Genomic DNA, 25932 nt, shown 5'->3' on the forward strand with positions numbered 1-25932 from the left:
TGATACTTTAAAAAAAGAAAAGAGCGTGTTTTGGAAAAAAGATTGATCCAAACACGCTCTAGCTATTCACCACAGCTAGAGCGTCTCATCCAATTTCTGAATTTTGGGAGTGGGAAATTAAATAGACATAGCCTAAAATGTCGATGTTGCCTCTCTTTACACGTACAGCGCAATCTTTGTTCGACGTATAAATATCTATTTCTTTCGATAAAGTTTATTTTCAAGATCAAAATGCGACAGGACGGAAAAATTGTCAAGACCGATCCCTTCGTATAAAAAGCTTTTTTCAACTGGATAACCAAAGTTTTTCGAGCATAACCATTTAGCGGACATATTGATTGCTCCTGCGCTTGCCCCCATTACAACAGCTGTGCTTTTTTTAATCAAATCCGTCAATTCATAGTCTATCAAAAACTCATTCTGTTTAAGAGTATCTCCACCTAACAAGAAAATAGCTGACGCATTTTGAAGTATGGTTTGGGCATCTTCCTTCTGTACATGATAATTAATTAAATGATAGTCATCGAACATAATACCTGATAGATGTCTATGATTTCATTTTTAAATATAAAATTCAGTTTTTCAGCCTCTTCCAGAAACAGTTGAATCTATTGCTCATCGTACAAACTGACTACTAGTTTTCGTAAAGTATTTCCTCCTAATCATTTCATTAACAAAGCTTTATCTATAATGTTCGTTTTTTACGCAAAAGTAAAAGTGTCTAGCCAGTGGATGATTCGCATTTCACCGTTAAAAACACGAACGATTAATTAATTCTCGAATATTAACATACGTTTTTATTCTCTTTACGGATTTTCACCAATAATTACTCCCAACTATATATCTCACTCTACATACCTTATTGATTAAATAGAGTCAACCAAAACAGCATTGTACGTGTTCACGATTTTAAAGGTTAGCTTAAGAATGAGTTTTTAAAAAGTGTATAAATGGTTGTTCGATTAGATCGGATTTCCGCGAGCAAATATATAAACTTTGCTGAATATCTGCTTGCTGAACAGACACTTTCTCTTTTATTATTTTACTGGCATTGTTAATTGGGGAATTGCTATTCCTGTTTCAATTGGCTATATTGTTGGCTCTTTCTTAGGCTTAAAGATTATTCCGTACATCCAAACAAGATGGGTTCAAATTATATTACCAATCATTTTTTGTTCTTAATTGGTCAGGTCGTTTCGGATTTAATAAAATAAATCACCCTTATTACTAAGATACCAAGTGATAACAACATACAGTTTAATAATTTAATATGATTTTAAAAAGGGTATGTTAAGAAGCGATTGCTCTTATTGAACAATCGCCTCTTCCCCTTACCTGTATGTATTGGAAAAATGAAACACTATAATGAATCATCCATTTATCTTGTTTTATTGCCTCAGCAATTTTTTTGATTAATTCTTCAAGTTCTGCTGATTGATATTCGACATTGGCTTCACTCACCATATTTAAAAATTGTCTATGAAAGCTCGGTGGTGTCAAGGTTATTCCCCAATAGACGAGACTTTTAAACGGTCTATTTGTGTTGTGGGCGAATGTTTCAACGTGATGTATTTTTTACTAAAAACCTTAGAAAGTTATACAAGAAATGATTCCAAACTCGTGAATGTATGGCATAGTATCACTCCACCCCATTTCTATAATAATTTCCTTTATGACCCGCTAATGATTACGTTTCTTGCAAGAGGATTTTTGCGAGACGAAAAATACCTTCCTCAATTGCTAACTCATCCATTTTAGCAAATCCGAGTACCCATCCTTTTCGATTATTTTCTAAGCAATACTTACTAAGTGGATAAACACGTATCCCCTTTTCGAGTGCGAGGCTCGTCATTGCTTCTTCATCAAACGATTCTTCCGCTTCAAGAAGCATATGCAAGCCCGTTTCAATGCCACTTAGCTTGAAACGTTCCGCTAGTCCTGACGCTATGATTGCCTTCGTCATAGCTTCATGTCTACGTCGATAGACATTTCTTGCTCTCCTCATGTGACGCATAAAATGACCGTGCTCAATAAAATGAGCAAGTGTTAATTGCTCCATAATTGGGAGATGTCGATAAGTTAATTGTTGTACTTGCGCAAGTTGGCGAATGGCATCTTTTGGACCAATGACAGCCGAAATTCGTATGCCAGGAGCAACCATTTTAGAAAAACTCATCATATATAATGTGTTTTGGGGTTGTTGGCTAAACAAGGTAGGAAGCGGGCCACCCCGATACCTAAATTCACCATCATAATCATCTTCTACAATCCAAAATTGATCTTTCACAGATTTTTGCAGCAATTGTTGTCGGCGTGGCTCAGACATAATGACACCAACTGCACATTGGTGAGAAGGTGTAACAAAAACGAGCTTGGTTTGTGGATGAATAGAATCCACTTGTATTCCGTACTCGTCAACAGGCACAGCAATAACATTCATGCGCCGATATTTCATGGTCATCCAGGCAGCAGGAAATCCAGGATCTTCAACAGAAACTGTTTCTCCTTCCTTTAAAAGAGCTTGGGCAATCAGATCGATGCTATGCTGTGCGCCAGAGGTTAAGATGATTTGGTCAATATCTACATGTACACCTCTTTCAAATGTCAGGTAACGTTGAATCTGTTCACGTAGCGGTGTAAAACCGTAGGCATCGCCATAACCCCAATTGGTCAGGTCTGTTTCTGCTGAAGCCTGTAAAAAAGATTGTCTCCATTTTTTTCGGAAATGCTCGTCCAAATACGGCTCATGGGGGCAAAAATCGATTGCAACGTTTTGATTTGCTTTACCTCTAAACCAACTGTTTAACTCATCAACTGCCGCGTTTAATAAAGGTAATACTGGCGTAGATGGTCCCTGAAGAATGACCTCTTCTGACGAGTTCTTTTTATATCCCCATTCACTTACCCTTGTTCCACCACGCCAATTTGTCACGGTATATCCACGACTAAATAATTCCTCATAAACAATTTGTATAGTTGAGCGTGAAACACCTACTAATAAGGCGAGTTCTCGGGATGGAGGAAGCAACTCCCCTGGTGGCCATTTTCCTGTTGTAATATGATGAATAGCTTGGTCAAGTAACTGCTGCCATATAGGATTTTTATCGTCTCGGTTAACTTTTAACATTCAATTCACTTCCAATTAGAATAAAGATTGTTAAATTAAGTGAAAATTAATAGTTTCGTACAATCAATCATTATTATACTATCAAATCGATAATTTTATAGGAATAGGATGGTTTTAGTATACTTTGCTTCATCTAAACAAATGCTATTATTCTTTTAAATGCTACTTCTGCAGCATGAATCGTTCTATCAATATCATGTATGGAATGGGCAGTCGATATAAATATGCTTTCATATTGAGACGGAGGTAAAAGTATACCCTGTTTAAGCATTTCCCTATAAAAACGACAAAACATCTCGGAATCTATTTTTTGAGCATCATCAAAATCTTGTAAAGGATGATCGATGAATGCGTATCCAATCATTGTCCCAGCTTTTGTTGTTTTAAGGGGAATATTATAGTTATGAGCTACTTTGGATAAGCCTTGAATAAGCCTATTAGATAACTTTTCTATATACTCGTAACTGTTAAGATTTAATTTATTTATTGTCGTATACCCCGCTACCATCGCTATTGGATTACCTGATAAGGTTCCAGCCTGATAAATATTCCCTTCAGGAGCGATTTGATTCATAATCTCTTTTCTTCCACCATATGCGCCAACAGGCATCCCCCCACCAATGATCTTACCTAAACAAGTTAAGTCTGGTTTTATGTTATAAAGCCCCTGAGCAGAATGATAATCTATCCGAAAGCCAGTCATGACCTCATCAAGTATAAATAGCCCACCATATTTTGTAGTGAAAGAGCGTATCGCTTGAAGAAATTCAGGATTAGCTGGTATTCCTCCCATATTGCCTGCAAATGGTTCTACTATAACGGCTGCAATTTGTGAGCCATATTTATCAAATATTTTCTTCAAGACTTCGATATTGTTATAGGGAATGGATATTGTATTTTTAGTTATTTCTAAAGGTACACCTAGACTATCAGGGAGGCCTAATGTAGCAATTCCTGAACCTGCCTTTACTAATAGATGATCACTGTGTCCATGATAGTTTCCATCAAATTTCACAATCATGTTTTTGCCAGTAAAGCCTCTAGCTAGTCTAATGGCGCTCATTGTCGCTTCTGTACCTGAGTTAACCATTCGAATCTTCTCTATGGAAGGAATACGAGTAGTTATTAATTCAGCTAGCTTATTTTCTTGTAAAGTTGGCAATCCAAAACTTGTCCCACTATGAATGGCTTCAAGAAGTGCACCTAAAACCTCCTTATCTGCATGTCCATGAATTAATGGTCCCCAGGAAAGAACATAATCTATATAGCTATTGCCATCAATATCATAGATTTTCGAGCCTTTCCCATGGCTAATAAAAATGGGCTTCATCCCAACCGATTGAAATGCTCTTACTGGGCTGTTTACGCCACCAGGCATAAGCTTTTTTGCTATTTCAAAGGCTTCTATTGATTTCATCGTATTTATTTTAAAAACCGCCTTTCTTATTGAACGATCTTAGCATAACGTATTACGGATTGATAAAAAACATCCAAAAATGCGAATTTTAACAGTCCATAAAGTAGGTACACTAAAAAACCACTAACCCTAGATAACTAGGATTAGTGGTGCTTAAAGTGATTTGATTTAACAAGTTTTGAAAACCAGTACTATGTATGTGGGATTTTTTCAATATTGAACATTTCCCCTAGTGCAATTGGATTTTCTTTCGCGGTAATATGTTGCGGAACAATTCGGTAAACTTGAACCGGCCCTCCGAAAACAGCTGATCGATATTTGTCCACATGTTGCTGGGATAAGGGACGATTATAATAACCAGGTACATATTTATTTATCATTTCTTGCAACATATGTGTCGCTTCATTTAGATCGACGATAGGTTGAGCCTTACCAAAAACCATGACACTCATATAAGCGGTGTCCGTTTTAGCGGGTACTGGATTAGTAATCGTTCCATATTCTTCGCAAACTGTAAAGCAGACCTCTGGATTCTCTTCCATCACTTGATTTCGTCTCCCGCCAGTGGCTCCATGGAAATAAAGCACCCCATTTGTCCACACAAAATTAAGTGGGATAACATATGGCAAATGACCGTCAACCATACCTAGATGCCCAATGCGAGCTTGCTGCAAAAATGTATCTATTTTGTTCTTGTCCAACACTTCTCTTACTTTGTAACGTACCTTAACCATGGTTATCACTCCTACTTGTAGTATGATGTGATTTTATCAGCCTTTGGATTGAATAAAAACGTCCATAATTATAGCAATCAAGCAATCCATTTTCAGAGGAGCGTTAAATTTTAAAAATTATGATTAACTATTAGCTGGTATAGTTCAAAGTTTTATTATGTGTAAAAGAAATGAGAGTGAAATAATGCTCAGTCCTTTTGCCATTATACAATTGAAATTCACAGAAAATTCTAGAACTACAATCGCATGCTAAGAAAAATTATTTATTCAAAAAAGTGAAATGGAGTTTGCTTTCTATTTCACTTTTTTATCATTTAATTAACTAAATAGGTCTCCACTTGCCTTCCCCGTCAGCACCAGAAAAAAGCTGTCTGAAATGGCAGCTTTTTTTCTGGTGTAACTATGGTTTTTTATAAGTTATCTATTGCTTCCTTTCCTTTCTTCCAATATTGCGAATTCGCCCCACCCCGCTTAACAAAGCAGGAATTAGAATTGGCAACATGACAAAAGTAAGTAGAACAAGCCCTAGAATAACCGTTATGGCTATTTCAATAAGCGTTATGACACCTGAAGGCATTAATGCCGCAAATGTACCTCCAAGAATGATCGCTGCTGATATCACCACACCTCCAATTTGACGTGTGGCATCGATAATAGTTTTTGTCGAATTCCCCTCCAGCTCTCTATAACGCATCATCAAGAAGATACTGTAGTCTACTCCTAATGCAACAATCATGATGAAACTAAAGAATGGTACATTCCACGCTAGTTCACTCATATTGAGAAATTTAGCGCTTATAATGCTACTCATACCTATGGCAGTATAGTACGTTATGATTAAAGAGGCTAAAATAAAAATTGGTTTTAGGAAAGAACGAGTAATAATGATCAGAATGATACCAATGCCTATTAGCATGATGGCTGCTGTTCGAGTGAAATCCCCACTCGCAATTTCTTCAAGATCCACATTTTGCGATGTTCTTCCACCGATTGCTACCTTCGCATCACGAAACTCACTACTTTTAATGATCGCTTGTAGCTCTTGCTCAATTTGGTCAACAATTATCATGGCTTCCTTTGAATAAGGATTCACATCTAAAATAATGCCCATCTGAGTTATTTTCCGATTATCGGACATATACATGTTCAATGATTTTTGGAACTCATCACTCACTAAAACATCCTTTGGCATATATAACTTTTCAGAAGCCTCTGATTCACTAAGACCTGTTAAATAGTCTTGCACATCTGTTAAACCTGTGCTGACGTCTTGTAAACCTTTTGTGCTTGCTGATAATCCTGATTGTAAGGTTGCCATTTTATCAGCTAAATCCGTTAGTGCTGTTTGCAGTTGCTTTTGTCCCTCGTTAATCGTCATTAATCCTGATTCAAGGGAGGGTACTTGGCTTGCGATTTGGTTAGACCCCTTTGCTGCAGATTGCAAACCATGCGTTAAGCTAGAAGATGCTTCATATAGTTGATTCACACCTGCTTGTAATTGGGAGAAGCTACTGTTCACTTTGGCAAGTGAAGCATTTACTTCCCTAAATGATGTCATGGCCCCTTCGAATTGAGCTGTCACTGTGTGTAATTTCTCTGATAATTGCTCTAATTGCTGCCTTTCAGTTGATGCAATGCTAAGCGTTGTTTGTACATTCATATCATTAGCTAACTCTGGTTTTGACTGTACGAGTGCATGCATTGCACTTTCAATTTGTCTATATCCTTTTTCTGCACTTTCAATCCCTTGCCCAATGCTGGTAAAATTCGTACTAAATGAGGACAAACCTTTTTCAAGTTCCGTATAACCATTTAATAATTGTGACATCGAAATGGATAAAGTGTTCGTATTTTCTTTTACAGAAGCTAAACCATTTTCTAGTTCTTGGACGCCATTTGCTCCTGCACTTACGCCGTTTGTTAATTGATCAATAGCAGTCCCTAAACTAGAAACACCTTTTGTCATTTCATCTGTTCCTTGAATTAATGCCTGAACATTTTGAGCAGCATTTGTATCTGTTTGTTGGAATTGTTGCTCAGCTGAAGACAAACCATTACTAATCCTACCTACACCTTCATTCGCATCACCTAAGCCACTCTTTATTTGTTTAGATTGCTCCGTGATGTATAGGTCATCCATTTTTTCTCCAATTGGTCGTGTAGCTGTTAATACTTTAGATACACCGTCAATCTGCGAAATCTTTTCAGCTATTTCATCTAATGCTTGTAATGATCTTGCATTATCCAGTGCTTCATTTGACTGTAAGGCAAGTGTAGTAGGTGATGAAAAACCTGCTGGGAAATGCGCTTCAATCACATTAATCCCTTGCTTTGAAGCATAACGATCATCGATTTCCAACAAGTCATTATAGCTTAGAGAATGACTAGAATTCATGATAAAAGGAACGCACAAAATCGCTGTAAAGACTAGTGCAACGAAAGGTCTTAAAACAGATAGCCTCGCTAAAAATCCCCAGATTTTACTGTCATTATGACCAGTAAAAGTTTTCGCTGGCCAGAACATCTTTTTCCCCAGTAAAGCCATAAAAAAAGGATTTAAGGTCAATAAAACCAATAAGAGTACAGCTACGCCAATTGCTACAGCTGAACTTGCTCGGTATAACCCGAATTCCGCCAAATAAAGAGCCATAAATCCAATAAACACCGCAAGCGCACTATACAGAACCGTTTTTCCAGCTGTTTTATATGTGCTGCGCACTGCTTTCCAACGATCTTCCTGCTTCACCAGTTCTTCCTTAAATCGAGTGAAGAGTAAGATATTATAATCTGTGCCGATACCGAATAAAATAACAACTAAAAATACTTGAGTAAAATTCGAAAATGGGTAATTAAACTGATCTACTAAGTGTGCAATGATTCCTAGTGACACTACGTAAGCTACTCCAACCGATAAAAGAGAGACGAATGGCACTATTGGTGATCGGAAAACAAGAATGAGCACAGTGATAATAAAGATAATCGCTATTATTTCTGTTTTCTTAATCCCCTCTTGTGTGGATTGAACGAAATCTTCCATTACCAGACTGTTTCCTGTTAGATAGGTATCTACATTTTTACTATCTATAATTTTAGTAAGCTCCTTCGTTATCTCAGAAATTTCTCTATTATTCTGCTCAACAGAAAGCTGAGCTAGAATGGTAGTTCCATCTTCAGAAATGAGCTGTTTTTTCGTTTGCTCATTATCTAAATGAGTCATAATCTCCTTCATACCAAGCTGAGTTTGTTCTTTTTTTAATTCTTTAATGATTTTTCCTACTTCTTCTTTTTGTTCCTTTGTTAATGCTTGATCATTCCCACTATTGAAGACAGCAATAATTTGATACCTTTCCCCACTGTCATTATCCATTTGATTAAGCAGATCTTCTGCAATATTGCTTTGAGCACTTTCGGGAATAGTAATTTGCCCTTTTTCTCTAACCAATTGATCTAAATTAGGCATCGTCACGACCATAAGGACTGCCATGACTATCCATAAAACGAACGATGCTACTCGCCAATTCATGATTTTCTTCATCATCATTTCTCTCACTTTCACTTTACTAAATTAATAATTATCTAGAGAATGCTAGCCTCTAGATAAACGATTATAAAATCATACAAGTGTATACTTTTATTCGTAAATCAAGTATACTTAGCCTCAGAAAACGGGACAATGTTCAATTTTCGTCTATATGTACAACTTTGAACATTGACATATCAATGTGTTCAACTTTAGAAAAATATTTTAGGAGTGCAAAAAAATGAGTGGGAAAGCAGAATACAAAAGCGCAATTCGCTCAAGAAAAATGATTAGGCACGCATTTGTAGAATTAGTGCTGGAGAAGGATTTAGAAAAGATCACCGTAAAAAATATTGTTGAACGAGCTGAAGTAAGTAGAGGAACATTCTATGCTCATTACTCGGATATTTTGGCGGTTATTGAGGAAATTGAAAATGAACTAATGGGCAAAATGGTAGAGTTTCTGAATGATTTTAAAGCGGTCGAAATCATTCAAAATCCGATGCCTTTCTTTTTAAAAATGGTGGACTTTTTACAACAAGATATTGAATTTTACCGAAAGTTAATCTTTGTACAAGGGGCCTCTTGCTTTGTCGTGAAATTAAAAGACATTCTGATCGAGAAAATCATTAGTTTTCAAGAAACTATTCATCCCAGTCAAGAACGTCAAGAATTTGTATTACGTGTCCATTTCTTAGTAGGTGGGCTAATGTCGATGTATCAAGATTGGTTAGCAGGAAAATTCGATTGTTCATTAGAAGAACTCACAAAGTCCATCAGTCGAATGATGATACAAGGGCTACAATCTTATACGTTCAAATAAAGTGCTATTTACTGCAAAAAAGAAGCTGCAATCACAGCTTCTTTCATATTTACCTCTATACATCAGCTAGCTTTTGCCCATAAGCACTTGCATAAATTGCTTAATGAATTTTAGCTTGTAAGAGGAAAATCTATTTATGCCAAAATATTCAATGTGAATTCAGCGAAAAAACAACGAAGGAATCATCAAGATCGAAATATCATTTTCTAGCATAGGCATTTTTGGAAGCATGTGCCAACACCATTATATTTTCCTTCACCATGTTCATATTAAGCGTGGTCACTCCGAAAACTAGTTAAATTGGCCATTAAATAAGAAGGAAACACCCCTCTATACATTTAATAATTCAGATCAATAGTAACCAAGATAGCTTAGATGACTACTTGATTTTCACAATTATCTTCCCCTTTGCCCTTCCAGACTCAGCATATTCCATCGCTTTTTGAGCTTCTTCAAATGTAAAAGTTCGATCAATGACGGGTTTGATTTTACCAGATTCAATATAGTCCGCAATTATACGTAATTGATCACCGCTTGGCTTCATAAATAAAAAGGAATATTGCGCATGATGCTTCTTTTCAAGTGCAGTCAGTTTATAACTTGCTGCTGAAAATAATAGGGTTTTGAAAAATCCTGAATCATTTTCTTTAGCAAAACGGGCATTTGGCATGCCAGAAACAGAAACAATTTTCCCTCCATTTTTGATGATCCCGAAAGATTTTTCAAGCGTCTCACCCCCAAGTGTATCAAAGACGGCATCATAATTTCCCAATATTTCTTCAAACTTCTCTGTCTTGTAATTGATCACTTCGTCTGCACCAAGAGATGTGACTAAGTTTGCACCAGCTTCACTAGCAGTTGTTGCTACTGTGGCACCCATTACTTTAGCCAGTTGAATAGCAAAAGTGCCTACACCACCAGACCCTGCATGAATTAAAATCTTTTGTCCTTTTTGTAAGTGCATGATGTCATGTAATGCTTGATATGAAGTTAACCCAACGAGAGGGATGGATGCAGCTTCCTCAAAGCTCAAGTTTTTAGGTTTTAGGGCTATATCATCTTCATGTATTGCGATAAATTCGGCAAAAGTACCGATTTTACTTTTACGTGGACGTGCATATATTTCATCGCCCACTTTAAAACGAGTTACTTTTGTGCCAACCTTTACCACAACTCCCGAAAAATCATTTCCAAGGATTAGAGGCATTTTATATTGTATTAACAACTTCACTTTCCCATCGCGTATTTTAAAATCAATAGGATTAATACTAGCGGCATGAATTTCTGCAAGTATCTCATATTCACCAATTTCAGGTGTAGGTATTTCTGCTAACTGCATCGGGGCTTTGCCATATTGATTGATAACCATTGCTTTCATCGTTTATTCCTCCAAATAACTTATCGTATTCTCAATAAAATTCCTTTAATAGCGTCTCAATATCCGTAACAAGTGTTTTTAGTAAACCTAATTTTGTGCGTATATCTATATAATAAAAGTTTTTTGTCCCTTCTTTACGCATTAAAATAACACCGGCATCACGTAAAATTTTAAGGTGATGTGACACAGCAGGTCTAGACAGATGGGTTTGTTCTGTGATTTCGCCTACACGTAATCCTGTTTGACAATCCGTAGCCATTAACACAAGTAAAATAGATTGACGTGTTTCATCACCAATGGCCAATAGTACCTTTTGACAGTTGATAAAATTTTCTTTAATGGTGTGTAGTTGGTCCTGTTTAGTCATGTAAATAATCCCTCCTTTAATTAGTTGAATAGTTTAAGTTATTGAACCATCCTATGGATACAACCATAAAGTACAATGCTATTCTGTGCAATATTGAGAAAGAAAATCGAGACGAATCCAATCTTTGGAGGTGAATTCTTTCTCGACAACAAAAAAACACAGAAGTCACATGGACCTCTGTGTTATTTGCTTTCCTTAATGAGTGCCTTCATATCTCCAACAATAGTTTCAACTGGTACGTTTGTCGCGCCATCATAGTCTTTTACAACTGTGCCGTCTGCGTTCACTAAATAATAGCTCGACATATGTATGACTTGGTCTGAGTTTGGATCATTTTTGACTAATGAATTGAATGATTTACGTGCAAATTGTTCGATAAATTTTTGTTGATAGCCCGTTAATAGCTGCCATTTGCTTTCATCGACAACATTATACGTATTTAAATAGTTCGTTAATACCTCAGGCTTATCCACCTCTGGATCTACACTAAATGCGACAATTTGATAATCCTCAAGGCCTTCATCCTGTAGTGCTTGCTGGACCTCTGTCATATTAAATGTCATTGGTGGACAGATTGTCGTACAGTTTGTAAAAATAAACATTGCTAGCCAAGGCTTACCTTTTAAATCTTCTAGGCTCACTTGTTCACTTTTTTGATTCATTACATTGAAATCTTGGACCTCAATGTTTACAGTTGGCTCAAATTTGTAGCTTCCGCAAGCAGCTAAAATGCTGCTGAATGCTAGAACTAAAACGAGCAGTATACTTTTCTTTTTCATTTGCGGTACCACTTCCCTTCATTTCATCATCTTATTTTATTCATTCTAGAAGCCAAATACAAGATAATGGACTTACACCCAGATTGCTATTTGTATAACATGTGAACATTAACTGATTCTGGTATTTCATTACACTACATCTTCCAAATGACACATCCTTTTCAAAATTTTTTTGAAAGCTTTTTTTTATTATTTTCGTTATTTCCCAAGAGAAAGAACGGTTGTTATATAACAAACTATTTCTACCTTTTACACTTCTCTGGGTTTTAATAGAAGAATAATAAAATACAGAAAATTCTCTTTTGTGAATATATTTTCTCCTACATTCAACTTTATCAGCAACAAACTATTTCAATAATATTATTTCACTCGAAATTCTCGTTCTCTTTAATACCATTTTATTCTATTAAACACTTAATATTTCTATGTTATTTCTACGTAACTAAACTGACTAAAAATTATAAAAACTCAAAATTTAGTATTGCATTATAAGAATATCCCCCATAAAATAAGTGAATATAACGACGAAAGAAAAAGAAATATGTCGTTTAAAACAGAAATATATAACTTTAGGGGGAATAATAATGGCGAATGTTTCTAGTGAAAAACAGGCTCAATCAATTGATTATCATGCAATTGAGGCAATGGAATCGTTTAATACCTTTGTGAAAAAGAAAAATACCTTTCTTTTCTCGATTACAGCAGTGTTTCTAATTCTTTATATTTTGCTTCCGATCCTTGCCTTCCAACCTGTACTACAACAAAAATTATTCGGAAATATTACGGGTGTATGGGTATATTCTGCAGGGTTATTTATCATGACCATTGTGCTCTGTACAGTATATGTAAAAAAAGCTGCTTCATTCGATAAAGCTGCGGCGGCTGTGCTAGCCGAGTATCATGCGAAAGGTGGTAACTAAATGAATATTGTATCTGTAGGTTTCTTTTTAGCCATTGTTGGATTAACACTTGTCGTTACCTATATTGCAGCAAAACGCACTTCCTCGGCTGCTGATTTTTACACAGCCGGTGGTGGATTAAAAGGGTGGCAAAACGGCTTTGCGATTGCTGGTGACTATTTATCAGCAGCTGCCTTTCTTGGGGTGTCTGGTGCGATTGCCTTAACTGGTTTTGATGGTTTCTTCTTCTCTGTTGGCTATGTTGTAGCAAATTTAGTGCTTCTTTATGTCATTGCTGAGCCTATGCGTAATTTGGGGCGTTACACATTAGCAGATATGTTAACGGCTCGTTTTAATGAAAAACGAATTCGTGGCGTGGCTGCATCAGGCACGATTATTATTGTAATTCTTTATATGATTGCACAGCTTGTAGGTGCTGGTGCATTAATTAAACTACTATTTGGAATTGAATATTGGATTGCTGTGTTAATTGTCGGCGTTATGATGACAACATATGTATTGTTCGGCGGCATGACAGCAACTTCATGGGTACAAATTATTAAAGCAAGCTTGTTATTATTTGGGACAGGTCTATTAGCGGTATTAGTGTTAATGAAATTTGATTTCTCTCTTATGAAAATGTTTGACACAATTGCAATGGATCATGGGGAAGAATTCCTTGTGCCTGGGATTAAATACACAAGTACAATCGACTCCGTTTCGATGATGATGGCTTTAGTTTTAGGAACATCAGGTTTACCACATATTTTAATGCGTTTCTTTACCGTAAAAGATGCCAAGACAGCACGTTCTTCTATTTCTTGGACAACTTGGATTACAGCTATTTTCTTCTCACTAACGATCTTCTTAGGGTTCGGTGCGCTAAACTTTGTTGGATTAGATCAAATTCTTGCTGAAAGTAAGGCTGGTAATACGGCTGCCCCACTTCTAGCGCATTATTTAGGCGGAGATGTCTTGATGGCATTTATTGGCGCCGTAGCCTTTGCGACGATTTTAGCTGTTGTGTCAGGCTTAGTGTTAACGGGGGCTTCTGCTATTTCTCATGATATTTATGGAGAAATCATAAAAGGAGGGAAATTAACTGAAAAGCAACAGGTTGTAGCTGCACGTACAGGCTCTATTTCGATTGCGATTGTGTCTATTATTCTTGCATTGTTTGCCCAAAGCTTAAATGTTTCGTTCCTAGTATCCTTTGCCTTTTGTATCGGTGCCTCAGCCAACCTACCTGTGATCCTTTATACAATCTATTGGAAGAAATTTAATTCCACAGGAGCTGTAACAGCTATGGTAACGGGTTTAGTGTCCTGTTTAATTTTAGGCGCAATGGGACCGAATGTCTGGAGCCCCGTTGAAGGTGCAGCCATCTTTGTTGGTCAACCGCTTGTACCACTTGCTGTTCCTGCGATTATTACGATTCCATTAGGCTTTATTGCTGGGTACCTTGGTACAGTTTTGACAGCTAGCAAAGTACCACAGGAAGAAGCTGAACGTATTTATCAAGAAATTCGTGTGAAAGCGAATACAGGCGTATCAGTTTCTGATATTTCTCATTAATATTTATTCACCTCTTGCATAATGAATTCTAATTCAAAAAATACAAAAAAATAGGCAAAAAATTCGATTTTCCATCGAGTTTTTCGCCTTTTTTGTTATTCAATATCTACTAATTTATTTATTGAACAATACTATTTCTCTTCCAAAAAACAGAAAAAATCCAATTCCCACTAGGTAAATGGTGTTTAATTTTAATTGAAAAAAAAAGATTTTCTTGTAAATTTACCCTTCTATTTTTGTCAAGAATCTAGATTTCCCTTTGCTTTATTTATTTATCTGAATTTTCTAAAACCCCCTATATTCTTGAGTTTGTGCCATTTTTTCTCTCTCAGGACTATTTTCTGAAAAATTTTTTTTGCATAATTTTTCTGAAATGTATTGCAATTTTGTGAACTGTTTCATAAAATGAAAATGTGAATTCACTAAACTAGCAAAATCAAGTCTTGAGGTAGAAAAAATATACACAAAATGGGGAATGTTAATGGCGAACAATCAGGCAAAAAAAGGTATCGTGATTGACTATGATGCAATTGCAAACCAAGAATCATTTAAATCTCTTGTACGCAGAAAAAATTCTTTTCTTTGGTCTATAACTGTCATATTTTTATTGGCATACATGTTGTTACCAATTCTGACATCGTACACGACAATTCTACATCAAAAGGCATTTGGGGAAATTACTTGGGTGTGGATCTATGCAGCGGGGCTATTCATCATGACATGGGGGTTATGTCATTTATATGTAGCTAAGGCAAACAACTTTGATAGAGAAGCAAAAGCGATTATCGCTGAATACGAAAACGGAGGTGGCCGCCGATGAGTAACGGAATGAGTTTTACAGCCATATTCTTCTTCGTAGCCATAGTTGGTTTAACATTAGTTATTACATGGTGGGCATCTAAACGTACATCTTCCGCAAGTGATTTCTACACGGCAGGTGGTGGCTTAACAGGCTGGCAAAATGGACTAGCTATCGCTGGAGACTATTTATCAGCAGCCTCTTTCCTAGGTATCGCTGGTGCAGTCGCATTATTTGGATTTGATGGATTCTTCTTCTCTATTGGTTATTTAGTAGCTTACTTAGTGGTGTTATACATCGTTGCTGAGCCATTACGTAACCTTGGGAAATTTACATTAGCTGACATGATTACAGCGCGCTTCAATAATGCAAAAGTTCGTGGAACAGCTGCTTTAAGCACGATTACAATTGTTTTATTCTACATGATTGCACAACTAGTTGGTGCAGGAGCACTTATTCAATTACTTTTAGGAATCGACTACTGGATTGCCGTGTTAATCGTAGGTTTCATGATGACAACATACGTATTATTCGGTGGTATGACAGCGACATCTTGGGTGCAAATCATCAAAGCTTGTCTGTTAATGCTTGGTACAGTGATTATTTCGTTCTTAGTATTAAAAGAGTTCGGCTTCAGTATCTCGACAATGTTTACAGAAATGACAACAGCTACTGATAGTGGTGCTGCTTATTTAAATCCAGGTCTAAAATACACAAATGGACTTGATACAATCTCTATGTTAATTGCCTTAGTATTGGGTACTGCGGGTCTTCCACATATTTTAATGCGTTTCTTTACAGTAAAAGACGCAAAAACAGCTCGTTCATCGGTTATTTGGGCTACTTGGATCGTAGGTATTTTCTACGTTCTAACAATTTTCTTAGGTTTCGGTGCAGCAGCATTCGTTGGGAAAGAAGATATTATCGCTGCAAACGCTGCTGGTAACATGGCTGCCCCACTGCTTGCAGAAGCACTTGGTGGAGACATCCTATTCTCATTCGTTTGTGCGGTAGCCTTCGCAACAATCCTAGCGGTAGTAGCAGGCCTTGTACTTTCAGGTGCATCTGCCCTATCTCATGATATTTATGGACAAATTATCAAAAAGGGTAAAATTACAGAAAAAGAGCAAGTTCTTGCAGCTCGCATTGGTTCCATTACAATCGCTGTTATTTCTATCCTATTAGCACTTGGCGCACAAACATTAAACGTTGCATTCTTAGTATCTCTAGCATTCTGTATTGCGGGATCTGCTAACCTTCCAGTTATTATCTATACAATTTATTGGAAACGCTTTAATACAGCTGGTGCTGTAACGGCGATGTTAACAGGTTTAATTTCTGCATTAGTGTTAGTTGCTATTTCACCAAACGTATGGAATCCAGTTGAAGGTAAGGCGATTTTCGTTGGTGAACCATTAATCATGTTAACGAACCCAGCCTTAATCTCTGTACCACTTGGTTTCCTTGGTGGTTTCATCGGTACATTACTTTCTAAAGAAACGGATGACGCGAAGTATCGTGAAGTTGACGTTAAAGCAAACACAGGTATTTCTGTACAGGACGTATCTCACTAATCACTCAACACCCTCGTAAGCATCTCGCTTACGAGGTTTTACTTTTTCTTCCCTATTCGCTACTATAGAATGAGAAAAAGATTGGAGGTTATGCTCATGTCACAATCAAGGGCTAAAAAGAAACGGATGCATGTTAAACGAACTGTCGGCAAGGATGTTGAAAAAAACCGTCAATCTATATCCTTCAGTACACACGAGCGCATAACAAAAACAAAGAATGAAAAACTCGATCATGATTTCACAAAACATAAAAAGCAGTATAAGGACGACTAACGTTCCCTATACTGCTTTTTCTTTTAAAGCCGATAGAAGGCATTGGTGTTTTGCGTGATAATTTGAGCCACTTCCTGTGTCGACAACCCCTTGATGGACGCTATGACCTCAATGGTCGAATGCATCATCCACGGAGATGTACGCTTATTTGTAAACGGTCCTTCAAAAGGCCAAGGACCATCCGTTTCCACCATCATTAGTTCAATGGGATAAGCTTGTATCAACTGTTGAATTTCTTGTTCATACAAACAATCAGGGGTGATCGAAATAAAATAGCCATGCTGAATCATGCGTTTCACCACAGCCTCATCCCCTTTAAACCAATGAAAATGTGCTTGGCGAAGCTGATGTTTGTCAAGTAAATCACAAACGATGCTAGCATCCTCATAGACAGCGTGTAACACTATTGGCTTATCCAATTCCTTTGCCAAGACTATAAAACGCTCTAATAGAGCCACATAAAGTCGGTCATCTATCGTTTGCTGTTGTCTTAAATAATAAGGTAAACCGACCTCACCAACAGCTACCATATGTTCTTTATGTGAACGGATCCAATCAAATAATGCCTCCTCATCGCTTGGATTTGGTAAAGGCTGTTCTGGATGAAAGCCAAAAGCGGCTTTCACTGGCTGATAGTTATTCGATAAATGCAATGTTCTTTTACAGGACGACAACTGCATGCTAACCGCAATCACCGTCTCTACCTCTTCAAGTAAGGCTGGAATTTCCTCATCTCGATACTGATCCAAATGAATATGAGCATCAATCAACAAACATATCACCCTTTTCTTCTTGTAAGTACATAAATAATTGTTGCTTTAACTCGGTGAACGCTGCTGAATGACGAATTTCCTCTTTTCGGGGTCTTTCAAAAGGCACAATGATTTCCTTTTTAACCGTCGCAGGACGTTTGCTTAAAACAAGGATCCGATCCGCTAAAAAGAGTGCTTCCTCAATACTATGCGTGACAAATAGTATTGATTTACGATAGGCTTCCCAGATGGATAATAGCCACGCTTGCATTTCCAGTCTGGTGAATTCATCCAGCGCAGAAAATGGTTCATCTAAGCATAAAATAGGCTTATCACTGACCATCGCACGTATAAAAGATACACGCTGTTGCATGCCGCCTGACAATTCGTTTGGATAAGCATGGATAAATGAACCAAGCCCCACCTTTTCAAGCCACTCTATAGCACGTTCAGCATTTGGTTGATGCTGTAATTCCTCTACGAGTGTGACATTCTCTAAAATCGTGCGCCAAGGTAGTAGACAAGGCTGCTGAGGCATATAACCAATCGTTCCTCTTTTTCGTTGAATGTCCTCCCCATTTAATAAAATGGACCCTTGATCAACCGCAGAAACGCCACCAATTAATTGAAAAAGGGTACTCTTACCACTGCCAGAGGGACCAACAATGGCCACAAACTCTCCATCTTTAACGTCAAAGGATACATCTTCAAGAACTTGCAGGGTATCAAAGGATTTAGCGATGTTTTGAATGCTGAGCATGATAGCCTCTCCCCTTCACCATGAATTTTTCAAGTAAGCGAATACTGCTAAACAACAGTAAGCTTAATAAAACAATCGCAAAAATGGCTACGAATACACGATCAGTGCGGAACGAGGACTGTGCTAAGGTCATATAAACGCCTATTCCTTTTTTTGCACCAAGCCACTCCGCAATAACAGCGCCCATCACACTATACGTCGCAGCAATTTTTACACCTGAAAAAATCGTTGGGTATGCATGAGGCCATTCAAGCTTCCAAAAAGTTTGCGCCTTTGTAGCACCAACCATGGCAAAATAATGCTTTAACTCAGGTGCTGTTTGCCGAAATCCGTCCATTGCCGCAATAACAATGGGGAAAAAGCACACGAGGCAAATAATGATGAGCTTTGGTAATAAACCAAAGCCAAACCAAATAATGAGCAATGGCGCTAAGACAAGAATAGGGATATTTTGCGACATAATTAAAATCGGATAAAACAACTCCCGAATAAATGTAAATCGATGCAAGACAATCGCCACCATTAATCCACAGGCAATACCAATGGCAAGTCCTAATAAGGCTAATTGCATCGTAGCCCAAGCATGTGGTAAAAAGGTTTGATAGGCTTTAAAAGCTTCCAACAAAATACGACTTGGTGCAGGTAATAACCAATGAGGAACTTCAGCCACATGCACAATGAGCTCCCACACGAATAAGAGGAAGGCGATAAAAATAATCGTCCTTCCCTTTTGCAAAGCTTGTTTCATTACTGGTATTTCTCCGTTAATGTATCCATTGTTATACCAGTTGGCTGATATAATATTTTCACTTGTGTAATGACATTGATAGCACCAAGCTCAATCATCTTGTCATTCATTTTTTCAATGATTTGCAGCAACATTGACAGCTCACCTTCCATCGTCGTTTCCAACGGATGTACCTCATATTTCACACCAGCAGCATCTATCACAGCAATCGCCGCATCGACATACGGTATAACATCCTCAAATTTCTCTGTTTTTGGAATGATTTGAACACTGATTAATGAATTCGCCATCTTATTTGGCCTCCTTTTTAGGTAAGAAATCATTTGTAAAGGCTTGTTTCGCATTAAATTCGCCCTCTAACACGTTGTTGCTAGACATCCATTTTGCATAGTTTTCCCATACAGAAAGCTTTTGCTCTCCCCATTGCTTGGCATCATCCTGATATTTATCGGCTAGCCATTCCTGACTTTTATGCACTAACGCTTGATCTAAATCGGGAGCCGCTTCTATTAAAATATCAGCCGCCTCACTTGGATGTGCTATGGCGTATTCATAGCCCTTCGATGCAGCCGCCACAAACGCTTGAACTAGGTCAGGATTGTCCTGGATCATTTTTTCATTTGTAGCTAGAACAGGTGTATAATAGTCCAGCTGATCACTATAATCTGTTAAGTACAGCATATTAATCTTTTCACCCCGTAGCTCAGCTTCAATACCTGTCCACGCGTAATAAATCCAAGCAAAATCAATATCCTTTTGCATCATCGTGAAAAAATCTAAATCTCCTGCATTGACGATATCTAGTTTATGAATGTCTGCCTTTTCTGTTTGCATCAATGATTGTAGGACAGCTTGCTCTAGTGGAGCCCCCCAACCGCCATAGGTTTTACCTTCGAAATCCTTTGGTGATGTAATACCTTTTGATGCAATAGAAGCAAAGCCAGATGTATTATGTTGAATAATAGCAGCAATGGAGACAAGAGGCACATCTTGCACACGAGCCTGTGTAATCCCTTCCTGATAGCTCACACCAAACTCTGCCTTGCCAGAAGCAACAAGCTGATCGGCTCCTGCCTCCCCAGGCATAATAATGTCAACATCTAAGCCCTGCTCCTCAAAATAACCGAGTTTTTTTGCGACATACAGTCCTGTATGATTTGTATTTGGTGTCCAATCTAAGACCACTGATACTTTTTTCAGCTGATCAGTAGCCTGCTTGTCCTCCTTGTCACTACAGCCCACTAACGTTAAAAGTGCAGCCACTAGAATAAATAACCATTTTTTCATGCGAAGTCCTCCTAGTTGATAATGTGAAAGTGTTCATGATTGAATGTTGTCACCAGAAAGAAAGCGTATGCGTTTGGCAAGATATTGCTTGAAAACATAAAAAAACGCCTAGGATTCCTCCCAGACGTATTGCAATCAATCTTCAAAACTTTGCTTTTTTGAATAGATGTTCCCTACGCTGGTACGAGCCAAATCAGGTTCAAAGGGTCAGCGTCTATCGGACACAATCTCAGCTAGCAACTACTAGCCCCCCTACATTCTTGTGCTATGAACTTTTCGTTGATTATTATACCCATAGTTACGCTAAAATGACAAGATGCTATTTTTGACTAACGACTGCTCTCGTAAAAAAACCCAGCACTCCTAAGAGACTGGGCTTATCATTAGCTTAGTTTCTGTTCTTTTTTAGCCGTTAAAACATGGGAAATGGCCCCATCTGTTGCAATATCCACTTTAAACGAACCGTTGGAATGGCGATCAGCACGCGTCAATGTTTGGACATCAATGAGCTCTTGTACACCTTTTTCCGTTTCAATCACTATTTGCTCCTCATTCGTTGCTTGAATAACTGCCACAATACGGTGAGGATTTGCTTTTAATTCTGTTAATACTTTTAGACCACGTTTTGCACGACTTGCCACTTCAACTTCTGCAACATTCATTTTCTTCACGGCTCCACGCTGTGTGACGATTACCACATATTGTGTAGCATCAGGCTGTAGCACATTGACACCGACTAAGGCTTCTCCATCCTTTAGCGTGATGCCTTTGACACCGCCTGTTTTCACCCCTGTAACTGGTAATTCTTCCAGTGGGAAACGAATCGCATAGGCTGTATCCGTTGTTAACATCAGTTCCACATCATCTGTCACAAACGATGCATAGATCATCGCATCGCCCGCTTTAACATTCATTGTTTTTATTGGCTTCGAATAACGCGTCACCGCATAATCTGCCAGTGGGGAGCGTTTAATTTGACCATCTTTTGTAGCTGTTAAAATATACGTATTTGGCTGCTCGAATGTTTCAAAGCCATACACTGCAATAATAGACTCATCTTCCCCTGTTGGCACAATACTTGAAATATGCTGTCCAAGATCCTTCCAGCGAATATCAGGTAGCTCATGAACAGGCTGGTAAATATAATTGCCTCGATTTGTGAACAGTAACAGATGATGCTGTGTATTTAAGGTTGCTTCATACAATAAGTAATCCGAATCCTTCATCGCAAAATCCTGACCATTGGAAGCGGCATGTGAACGTGTGGATGTACGTTTAATATAGCCATCCTTTGTCACCGTCACCACAACCTCTTCACTTGGCACAAGGACATCTAGCGTAATTTTAATTTCTTCTATTTCCTGCTCAATTTTCGAGCGACGTGGCTCTGTGAAGCGTTTCTTAATCTCTAGTAACTCTTGTTTAATGACACGTACAAGCTTGGCTTCACTTTGTAAAATTCCTTCTAGCTTCGCAATCAACTTATTTAACTCGTCTTGCTCTTGACGAAGCTCTGTAATGTCTGTATTCGTTAAACGATATAATTGTAAGCTAACGATCGCCTCGGCTTGTACCTCTGTAAAATCAAACTTCGCTTGTAAATTAAGCTTCGCATCCTTCTTATCGTTAGAAGAACGGATTGTCGCAATCACTTCATCTAAAATGGAGAGTGCTTTAATTAACCCTTCTACAATATGAGAACGATCCTTTGCCTTTTGTAAATCATAAATCGAACGGTTCGTCACCACTTCTTTTTGATGCGCAATATAGGCATCTAGCAATAATGGCAATGTCATCATCGTTGGACGACGATTATGAATAGCAATCATATTAAAATTATAAGCTACCTGTAAATCTGTTGTTTTAAATAGGTATTGTAAGATTCCTTTTCCCGGAACATCCTTTTTCAGCTCAATTACAACACGTAAGCCTGTACGGTCTGATTCATCTCGGATTTCCGCAATACCCTCTAAACGTTTATCTACACGTTGCTCATCAATTTTTTTCACAAGATTCGCTTTATTCACATCATATGGTAATTCCGTGATGACAATTTGCTCTTTGCCACCCTTGATCGGTTCTACTACGGCTTGCGCACGGACAATGATTTTACCTCGACCTGTTTCATAAGCCTTTTTGATGCCATCTACCCCTTGGATAATCCCACCTGTCGGGAAATCCGGCCCTTTAATCACAGTCATCAATTCATCTACTGTCACGTTCGGCTTGTCTAAGCGCATTAACACAGCATCTAGCACTTCATCTAGCGCATGCGGGGGAATATCTGTCGCATAGCCAGCCGAAATCCCTGTAGAGCCATTGACTAGTAAGTTTGGAAAACGTGCAGGTAAAACAGTTGGCTCCATATCTTGATCATCAAAGTTTGGTACAAACTCGACCGTTTTCTTGCCAATATCTCGTAGCATTTCACCAGCAATAGCAGACAGTCTCGCCTCTGTATAACGCATCGCAGCTGGAGGATCACCATCAACCGAACCATTGTTACCATGCATCTCAATAAGCATATGACGTGCCTTCCAGTCCTGACTCATACGTACCATTGCTTCATAAACAGAGCTATCACCGTGCGGATGGTAATTACCGATTACGTTCCCGACAGTTTTTGCGGATTTTCGAAACGGTTTATCCTGTGTATTGCCTTCTGTAAACATTGCATATAAAATACGACGCTGTACTGGTTTAAGACCGTCACGTGCATCAGGCAACGCGCGGTCTTGAATAATATATTTACTATAGCGACCAAAACGATCACCCATCACTTCTTCTAGCGGTAAATCTTGAAACTTTTCTGTACTACTCATGCTTGGTCCTCCTCTTGTTGGATGAATTCATTTTCTAAAATATTTGAATCATCCTCCATACCGAAGTCAACATTGGCTTCGATCCATTTACGACGCGGTTCTACTTTATCACCCATTAACGTCGTGACACGTCTCTCTGCACGTGCACCATCCTCGATTGTGACACGAATTAATGTCCGTGTCTCAGGGTTCATTGTCGTATCCCATAGCTGGTCAGCATTCATCTCACCAAGACCTTTATAGCGCTGCAATATGTAACCCTTTCCAACTTTTTTGATGGCCTTTTGTAAATCGTTTTCTGTCCAAGCATATTCAATCACTTCTTTTTTTCCAGTACCTTTTGATACCTTATAAAGTGGTGGTAAAGCGATATAGACTTTGCCTCCTTCAATGAGTGGACGCATATAACGATAGAAGAACGTTAAGAGCAAGACTTGAATATGTGCCCCGTCCGTATCCGCATCGGTCATAATCACTACTTTATCGTAGGCTGAATCCTCCACAGCAAAATCCGTGCCAACACCTGCTCCAATCGCATGGATAATTGTTGAAATTTCTTCGTTTTTCATAATGTCCTGTAGCTTGGCTTTTTCTGTGTTGATGACCTTACCGCGCAAAGGCAAAATCGCTTGGAATGTACGATCACGACCTTGTTTGGCAGAACCACCTGCAGAATCACCCTCAACTAAATACAACTCATTCTTGGCCGCATTGCGAGACTGAGCTGGTGTTAATTTGCCTGATAGAATCGTACTACCTTTTTTGCTTTTCTTGCCATTCCGAGCGTCCTCACGCGCTTTACGAGCCGCTTCTCTTACTTGCTGCGCACGGATTGCTTTACGTACAAGAGAAGCCGATAACTCTGCATTTTCCTCTAGCACATACAAAATTTGCTCAGACACTACGCTATCTACGGCAGAGCGAGCCTCACTTGTACCAAGCTTGCCCTTGGTTTGTCCTTCAAATTGTAATAAATGCTCTGGAATACGAACAGACACGATTGCTGCTAAACCCTCACGAATATCTGTCCCTTCAAGGTTTTTATCCTTGTCCTTTAGCAAGCCGATTTTTCTTGCATATTCATTAAATACACGCGTCAATGCCGCTTTTGCACCCGTTTCATGTGTGCCGCCATCACGAGTACGTACATTATTAACGAACGACAAAATCGTTTCTGAATAACCATCGTTATATTGGAAAGCGAATTCTACTTCAATATCATCTTGTATGCCTTCTACATATTTCACAGGATGAAGAACATCCTTTTCTTCATTCAAATACGCAACGAAAGCTTCAATGCCATTCTCATAAAAGAATACATCTTGTTTGCCTTCCTCGCGCTCATCGATTAATTCAATTTTTAAGCCCTTTAATAAAAAGGCTGATTCACGTAAACGTTCTGCTAACGTATCATAATTGAATTTTGTGACAGAAAAAATCGTTTCGTCTGGTAGGAAATGAACAAGTGTACCTGTTTGCTTCGTTTGCCCAATTTCTTCAAGTGTTGTGACAGGATGTCCACCATGCTCAAAGCGCTGACGATACTTTTTACCATCACGATGGATCGTCACCTCTAAAAATGTTGATAGTGCATTAACTACAGAGGAACCTACACCATGCAAGCCACCACTTGTTTTATAACCACCTTGTCCAAATTTACCACCTGCGTGTAGCACCGTAAAAATAATTTCAGGGGTAGGTTTACCCATTTTATGCATACCTGTTGGCATCCCACGGCCAAAGTCGCGCACACTCATACTTTGATCCTTATGAATTGTGACAATAATATGAGATCCAAAGCCGGCCAGTGCTTCATCCACCGCATTATCTACGATTTCATACACAAGGTGATGAAGTCCACGGCCATCCGTTGAACCGATATACATGCCAGGTCGTTTGCGTACCGCTTCTAATCCTTCTAATACTTGTATAGCGTCATCATTATAAACGCTAGTTGACTGTTTATTCGTCAAAAAATTCCCCTCCAAAAAACAAACACATGTTCTATTTATGTTCTCATCCTAATAATAATAGCATTTCCTGTCAATAGCTAGCGACAGGTCCATTAAATTTTTAAAATTTGCTCACAGTTTTGATCATCTTTATCAATAGTAAACATCTGCAACAGTTGCTTAAAATTGGTATTTAAGCAGGGCAGACTGCTACTAGTATCCATAAACGTTTGACGCATAGTAGCCGATTTAGTTTCAACATACATAGAATCTAGTTCAGTGTAAACGCTACAATGTTTATTACGGTTAAACTGGATAAAGTTAGACTTCTATTCTACCAAAGGAA

General features: G+C 38.2%; 21 protein-coding genes, 1 pseudogene and 1 riboswitch. Of the genes and pseudogenes, 6 read left to right on the forward strand and 16 right to left on the reverse strand.

Annotated features, from left to right (window positions below):
* Positions 1–75: 75 nt before the first annotated feature.
* The 6 genes and pseudogenes from AC6BKE_RS19380 to AC6BKE_RS19405 form a co-directional block, all read right to left on the reverse strand.
* Positions 76–540 (reverse strand): annotated as a pseudogene (locus AC6BKE_RS19380) (Type 1 glutamine amidotransferase-like domain-containing protein); the annotation flags it as partial.
* 750 nt (positions 541–1290) lie between these two features.
* Positions 1291–1500 (reverse strand): hypothetical protein, encoded by a 210-nt coding sequence (locus AC6BKE_RS19385; RefSeq protein ID WP_230593923.1) that lies wholly within the window; start codon positions 1498–1500, stop codon positions 1291–1293.
* 187 nt (positions 1501–1687) lie between these two features.
* Positions 1688–3127, reverse strand: a complete 1440-nt coding sequence (pdxR, locus tag AC6BKE_RS19390; RefSeq protein WP_089932825.1) for a MocR-like pyridoxine biosynthesis transcription factor PdxR — start codon at positions 3125–3127, stop codon at positions 1688–1690.
* Positions 3128–3260: 133 nt separating this feature from the next.
* The gene (gene hemL / locus AC6BKE_RS19395) at positions 3261–4553 is read right to left on the reverse strand and encodes a glutamate-1-semialdehyde 2,1-aminomutase (RefSeq protein ID WP_499858327.1); all 1293 of its coding nucleotides are present in this window, start codon (positions 4551–4553) and stop codon (positions 3261–3263) included.
* Between the two features lie 182 nt (positions 4554–4735).
* Positions 4736–5278, reverse strand: a complete 543-nt coding sequence (locus tag AC6BKE_RS19400; RefSeq protein ID WP_058843546.1) for a pyridoxamine 5'-phosphate oxidase family protein — start codon at positions 5276–5278, stop codon at positions 4736–4738.
* Between the two features lie 421 nt (positions 5279–5699).
* Entirely contained in the window at positions 5700–8813 is a 3114-nt protein-coding gene (locus AC6BKE_RS19405; RefSeq protein WP_499857744.1) for an MMPL family transporter, read from the reverse strand.
* A 226-nt stretch (positions 8814–9039) separates the two neighbouring features.
* Here AC6BKE_RS19405 and AC6BKE_RS19410 point away from each other — a divergent pair, with 226 nt between their 5' ends.
* On the forward strand, positions 9040–9621 hold the full coding sequence (locus AC6BKE_RS19410) for a TetR/AcrR family transcriptional regulator (protein WP_036126188.1): 582 nt from the start codon (positions 9040–9042) through the stop codon (positions 9619–9621).
* 379 nt (positions 9622–10000) lie between these two features.
* Here the strand turns inward: AC6BKE_RS19410 and AC6BKE_RS19415 are convergent, their stop codons facing one another.
* The 3 genes from AC6BKE_RS19415 to AC6BKE_RS19425 form a co-directional block, all read right to left on the reverse strand.
* Positions 10001–10999 (reverse strand): NADP-dependent oxidoreductase, encoded by a 999-nt coding sequence (locus AC6BKE_RS19415; RefSeq protein ID WP_036126185.1) that lies wholly within the window; start codon positions 10997–10999, stop codon positions 10001–10003.
* Between the two features lie 31 nt (positions 11000–11030).
* Positions 11031–11375, reverse strand: coding sequence for an ArsR/SmtB family transcription factor (locus tag AC6BKE_RS19420; RefSeq protein WP_036126183.1), 345 nt, complete (start codon positions 11373–11375; stop codon positions 11031–11033).
* A gap of 173 nt (positions 11376–11548) precedes the next feature.
* Positions 11549–12145, reverse strand: coding sequence for an SCO family protein (locus AC6BKE_RS19425; RefSeq protein ID WP_271909944.1), 597 nt, complete (start codon positions 12143–12145; stop codon positions 11549–11551).
* Positions 12146–12729: 584 nt separating this feature from the next.
* Here AC6BKE_RS19425 and AC6BKE_RS19430 point away from each other — a divergent pair.
* The 5 genes from AC6BKE_RS19430 (at position 12730) to brfA (ending at position 17265) form a co-directional block, all read left to right on the forward strand.
* A complete protein-coding gene (locus AC6BKE_RS19430) occupies positions 12730–13065 on the forward strand; it encodes a DUF485 domain-containing protein (RefSeq protein WP_058843543.1) in 336 nt (111 codons plus the stop codon).
* A complete protein-coding gene (locus AC6BKE_RS19435; protein WP_101966697.1) occupies positions 13066–14619 on the forward strand; it encodes a solute symporter family protein in 1554 nt (517 codons plus the stop codon).
* A gap of 481 nt (positions 14620–15100) precedes the next feature.
* The gene (locus AC6BKE_RS19440) at positions 15101–15439 is read left to right on the forward strand and encodes a DUF485 domain-containing protein (protein ID WP_036125957.1); all 339 of its coding nucleotides are present in this window, start codon (positions 15101–15103) and stop codon (positions 15437–15439) included.
* 8 nt (positions 15440–15447) lie between these two features.
* On the forward strand, positions 15448–16992 hold the full coding sequence (locus AC6BKE_RS19445) for a solute symporter family protein (protein WP_058843561.1): 1545 nt from the start codon (positions 15448–15450) through the stop codon (positions 16990–16992).
* 96 nt (positions 16993–17088) lie between these two features.
* The gene (gene brfA / locus AC6BKE_RS19450) at positions 17089–17265 is read left to right on the forward strand and encodes a ribosome rescue factor BrfA (RefSeq protein ID WP_170829828.1); all 177 of its coding nucleotides are present in this window, start codon (positions 17089–17091) and stop codon (positions 17263–17265) included.
* Positions 17266–17288: 23 nt separating this feature from the next.
* On the opposite strand, the gene AC6BKE_RS19455 is transcribed toward brfA, so the two are convergent.
* From AC6BKE_RS19455 to parE, 7 genes are all read right to left on the reverse strand, one after another.
* Positions 17289–18038, reverse strand: coding sequence for a TatD family hydrolase (locus tag AC6BKE_RS19455; RefSeq protein WP_141905741.1), 750 nt, complete (start codon positions 18036–18038; stop codon positions 17289–17291).
* The gene (locus AC6BKE_RS19460; protein ID WP_058843540.1) at positions 18028–18777 is read right to left on the reverse strand and encodes an ABC transporter ATP-binding protein; all 750 of its coding nucleotides are present in this window, start codon (positions 18775–18777) and stop codon (positions 18028–18030) included. Before AC6BKE_RS19460 ends, AC6BKE_RS19455 begins: the two co-directional genes overlap by 11 nt.
* Complete coding sequence (locus tag AC6BKE_RS19465) at positions 18752–19525, reverse strand: ABC transporter permease (protein ID WP_036125944.1); 774 nt, start codon at positions 19523–19525, stop codon at positions 18752–18754. The genes AC6BKE_RS19460 and AC6BKE_RS19465 overlap by 26 nt, the downstream gene beginning before the upstream one ends.
* Positions 19525–19815 carry a thiamine-binding protein gene (locus AC6BKE_RS19470; RefSeq protein WP_036125941.1) on the reverse strand — a complete coding sequence of 97 codons (291 nt, stop codon included), beginning with the start codon at positions 19813–19815 and terminating at the stop codon, positions 19525–19527. Before AC6BKE_RS19470 ends, AC6BKE_RS19465 begins: the two co-directional genes overlap by 1 nt.
* Before the next feature lies 1 nt (position 19816).
* Positions 19817–20812 (reverse strand): ABC transporter substrate-binding protein, encoded by a 996-nt coding sequence (locus tag AC6BKE_RS19475; protein ID WP_058843539.1) that lies wholly within the window; start codon positions 20810–20812, stop codon positions 19817–19819.
* A gap of 153 nt (positions 20813–20965) precedes the next feature.
* A riboswitch (TPP riboswitch) is annotated at positions 20966–21076 on the reverse strand.
* A 119-nt stretch (positions 21077–21195) separates the two neighbouring features.
* Positions 21196–23634 carry a DNA topoisomerase IV subunit A gene (gene parC, locus AC6BKE_RS19480; protein WP_089932810.1) on the reverse strand — a complete coding sequence of 813 codons (2439 nt, stop codon included), beginning with the start codon at positions 23632–23634 and terminating at the stop codon, positions 21196–21198.
* Positions 23631–25607: a DNA topoisomerase IV subunit B gene (gene parE / locus AC6BKE_RS19485; RefSeq protein ID WP_141905747.1), complete on the reverse strand. Its 1977-nt coding sequence runs from the start codon at positions 25605–25607 to the stop codon at positions 23631–23633. Before parE ends, parC begins: the two co-directional genes overlap by 4 nt.
* Between the last annotated feature and the right edge of the window lie 325 nt (positions 25608–25932).

It is taken from the genome of Lysinibacillus sp. COL-1 (assembly GCF_059814265.1).